Raw genomic sequence first — 3,229 nt, forward strand, 5'->3', positions numbered from 1 at the left:
TTTTTTTTTCAAGCAGAAAACGGCATACGAGATAGGAGTCCGTCTCGTGGGCTCGGAGATGTGTATAAGAGAGGGCAGGGGAGGCCGCCGCCATGTCTGGTGCAACCGCCCGAGAGGCCGCCGACGCCGGGGGCTTCGTTCGCCGGACGGCCCCCGGCGGCCCCTGGTACTCCCGCCGCCTCCCCGGCCACTGGCCGGGGATTCGTTACGTCCGGGTGGAACTGCTCGCCGGCCTGGTGACCTCGCTCGCGCTGATCCCGGAGACGATCTCCTTCTCCGTGGTGGCGGGGGTCGATCCGAAGGTCGGTCTGTTCGCGTCGTTCACCATCTCGGTGGTCATCGCGTTCACCGGCGGGCGCCCGGCGATGATCTCGGCGGCGGCAGGCTCCATGGCCCTCGTCGCCGCCCCCCTGGTCCGCGACCACGGCCTGAACTACCTGCTGGCGACGACCATCGGGGTGGGCCTGCTGATGTTCGTGCTCGGCCGGCTCGGGGTGGCACGGCTGATGCGGTTCGTCCCGCGGGCCGCGATGATCGGCTTCGTCAACGCGCTGGCCATCCTCATCTTCACCGCGCAGATGCCGCACGTGATCGGCAAGTCGTGGCAGGTCTACGCCCTCGTCGCCGCGGGCCTCGCCATCCTGCTGGCCGTCCCCCGCCTGACCAGAGCGGTCCCGCCGCCGCTCGTGGCGGTGGCGGTCCTCACCCTCGTCACCGCCGGTTTCGACATCTCCGTCCCCACCGTCGGCGACGAGGGCCGGCTGCCGAGCTCACTGCCCGTCCCCGGCGTGCCCGACGTGCCGCTGACCTGGGAGACACTGCGGATCATCGCCCCGTACGCGGTGGCGCTTACCGCCGTCGGCCTGGTGGAGACGCTGCTGACCGCGCAGATCGTGGATCGGTTGACCGACACCACGCATGACCCGAACCACGAATCCCGGGGCCTGGGGATCGCCAACATCGTCAACGGCTTCTTCGGCGGGATGGGCGGCTGCGCCATGATCGGCCAGACGATGGTGAACGTCAGCTCGGGCGGGCGGGGCCGGCTGTCGACCTTCGCCGCCGGCGGCTTCCTGCTCATGCTGGTCGTCCCGCTGCGCGACCTCGTGCGGGTCATCCCGATGTCGGCGCTGGTCGCGGTGATGATCATGATGTCGGTCATGACCTTCGAGTGGCGCAGCATCCAGCCCTCGACGCTGCGCCGGATGCCCCGCAGCGAGACCGCGGTCATGGTGGCGACCGTCGCCGTCGTGGTGCCCACCCACAACCTCGCCTACGGCGTTGGGGTGGGCGTCGTGCTGGCCGCGCTGCTGTTCACCCGCCGGGCCGCGAATCTGGCGCTGGTGACCAGCGTGCTCGACCCGGAGGGCCGGGAGAGGATCTACTCCGTCCAGGGCACGCTGTTCTTCGCCTCGACCAGTGATCTGGTGAACGCCTTCGACTACGCGCGCGATCCCGGACGGGTGGTCATCGACCTCTCGGAAGCCCACCTTCTCGACTCGGCGGCGGTCACCACCCTCGACGACGTGTGCGCGAAGTACCGCGAACGCGGCACGCAGGTGAGCCTGGTCGGGGTGAACGCCCGTAGTGCCACCCTGCTGCACAAGCTGTCCGCCGAGCCGGCCCAGGTGGAACCGGCACCGACCGAGCCGGCACCGACCCGCGTCCGGTGAAGTCGAGCTGATCGTGAATACACTCCGCCATTAGATGCTCACTCAGATACTTACGCTGAGGATGGTGGCGGGATGGCCGGAGAGCGGGGCGCCGGGCTCACTCAGGGTCTGATCGACTTCACTCGGCGCCAGCCCGCGGTGGTCGTCATCATCATCGTCCTAGGCGGGTTGTACCTTGCCAGGTCCGGTCCGGTCCGGGCCGGGCCGGGCCCGGATTCCCGGGCCGTCCTCGTCCCCGGGATCGAGTTCTCGACCCCGTCCCTGATCACCCACAACCGGACGACCTATGCCTTCGGCGTGGACCCGGACTCCCCCGGCACCGTCGACGTGCTCTCCAGCCGGGACCGCCGGAGCTGGACGATCGAGCCGGCCGCGCTGCACGCCCTGCCGCCCTGGGCCGACCCCACGGGCGGCCTCGGCCCGGCGGCCGTCGGCGCCTTCGGCCATGGGTTCGTCATGTACTACGCGACGGCCGTGCGTGGCCTCGACGTCCGCTGTATCTCCGCGGCGACCGCCGACTCCGCCGACGGTCCGTTCGTCGACACCTCTCTCGCGCCCTTCATCTGCCAGACCGCGGACGGCGGCAGTTCGGATCCGAGCCCCTTCGTCGACGAAGCCGGACGCGCTTACCTGGCCTGGGCAAGCCCCGGGGCGGGCGGCGGCTCGGGCCGGAACCACGGCGCGCCGCCCACGCTGTGGGCGCAGCGGCTGCGACCCGACGGACTCGTGCTCGCCAGCGAACCCGCCGTCATGCTCCGCCCGAGCCTGTCCTGGCAGCAGGGGCGGATCTCGGCACCATCGATGATCTCAACCCGCGGGCGTCACCATCTGCTCTATTCGGCCGCGTCGCCGCTCGGTGGACGGCAGGTGGTGGCGACCGCGTCGTGCAAGGGGCCGCTCGGGCCCTGCCGGCCGGCGGACGAACCGATGCTGACCGGGGGAAAGGTCGGCTTCGGACCGAGCGGGGCCCATGCCTTCACCGACGCGCGGGACCGCTGGTGGGTGGGGCTGCACAGCTGGGACTCCCGGCCCGACGGCGCCTACCTGCCAATCGGTCGGTTCGTCGTCGCTCCGCTCGACGTCACCCGGGACGCGGTGACGCTGCACGTCGACTCCCTCGTCCGAGGACGGGTGCTTGATCCGGACGAGCATGACCCATCCCACGAGCACCCATCCCACGAGCACCGCCGGCAGCACGAGGACCGGGTAGACGGCGAGGACCGGGTGGGATAATCAGGTGGTGGGGCCGGCTCCCCGCCGTCTTCGCGGACTACGACATTCCGAATCCGAGCATTCCCGGTATCTCCACCGAGGACCACAGGCCCTGGAAGTGCCGACAAAGCGACTTACGGAGAAGGTCCATATGCCAGTCGAGCTGAATCATACTATTGTGCATGCCCGGAACAACCGGGAATCGGCCGAGTTTCTAGCGGATATCCTCGGTCTCAAGGTCGGCGCCGCGTGGGGACCGTTCATCCCGGTCGTCACCGCAAACGGTGTCACCTTGGACTTCGCCACCCCACCGGTTGAGTCGATCACTGCGCAGCACTATAGGG

General features: G+C 69.5%; 3 protein-coding genes. All 3 read left to right on the forward strand.

The genetic code is table 11. The features are described 5' to 3' along the window. Positions 1 to 92: 92 nt before the first annotated feature. Positions 93 to 1,673 carry a SulP family inorganic anion transporter gene (locus ACY45C_RS20825; RefSeq protein WP_462189245.1) on the forward strand — a complete coding sequence of 527 codons (1,581 nt, stop codon included), beginning with the start codon at positions 93 to 95 and terminating at the stop codon, positions 1,671 to 1,673. A 72-nt stretch (positions 1,674 to 1,745) separates the two neighbouring features. Then, positions 1,746 to 2,906 (forward strand): family 43 glycosylhydrolase, encoded by a 1,161-nt coding sequence (locus ACY45C_RS20830; RefSeq protein WP_462189246.1) that lies wholly within the window; start codon positions 1,746 to 1,748, stop codon positions 2,904 to 2,906. A 130-nt stretch (positions 2,907 to 3,036) separates the two neighbouring features. Further along, positions 3,037 to 3,229, forward strand: a 193-nt coding sequence (locus ACY45C_RS20835; protein ID WP_462189247.1) for a VOC family protein, incomplete at its 3' end; no start/stop codon positions are given.

It is taken from the genome of Frankia sp. CcWB2 (assembly GCF_977927585.1).

Coding starts and splice junctions, on each gene's coding strand:
- ACY45C_RS20825 (WP_462189245.1), top strand. CDS start 93: ATGTCTGGTGCAACCGCCCGAGAGGCCGCCGACGCCGGGGGCTTCGTT.
- ACY45C_RS20830 (WP_462189246.1), top strand. CDS start 1,746: ATGGCCGGAGAGCGGGGCGCCGGGCTCACTCAGGGTCTGATCGACTTC.